The following is a 538-nucleotide window of genomic DNA, read 5'->3' on the forward strand; positions in this document are numbered from 1 at the left end:
TGACGCGTGCGGCGGACAACCAAGACCAAAACTTTGAATCTACGGTCAATATTGCGTTGGGAGTGTTCACTCCTGCCTTGATCGCATTAATGGCTGGATTGGTGTTATTCATTGTCATGGCGACCTTGATGCCGATGCTAGAAATGAATAACTTGATGAGCGGATAATATTCGAATTAAGGCGTGTCTAAATTAAGACGTGGCTTGAATCTAACTTTCGGAGAAAAAAATGAAATTTAAGCGTAGTAAGCAACACGGTTTCACACTGTTAGAAGTGATGGTAGTTGTTGTTATCTTGGGTATTTTGGCAAGTTTTGTTGTTCCAAACTTGCTAGGCAACAAAGAAAAGGCAGACCAACAAAAAGCGATCACTGACATTGTGGCGTTAGAGAACGCGTTGGATATGTACAAGCTAGACAACAGCGTGTACCCAACGACAGACCAAGGTCTAGACGCATTGGTTACTAAGCCTTCTAACCCAGAACCGCGCAACTACCGTGATGGTGGTTACATCAAGCGTCTTCCAAATGACCCTTGGG

The 538-nt window shown here is 43.9% G+C and carries 1 protein-coding gene and 1 pseudogene; both read left to right on the plus strand.

Annotated elements, in window-relative coordinates; genetic code table 11:
* Positions 1-167 (plus strand): annotated as a pseudogene (locus R7190_RS30090) (type II secretion system protein GspF); the annotation flags it as partial.
* A 61-nt stretch (positions 168-228) separates the two neighbouring features.
* On the plus strand, positions 229-538 hold a 310-nt coding region (gene gspG, locus R7190_RS30095; RefSeq protein ID WP_318138236.1), incomplete at its 3' end, for a type II secretion system major pseudopilin GspG.

Source organism: Vibrio sp. 1078-1 (genome assembly GCF_033340475.1).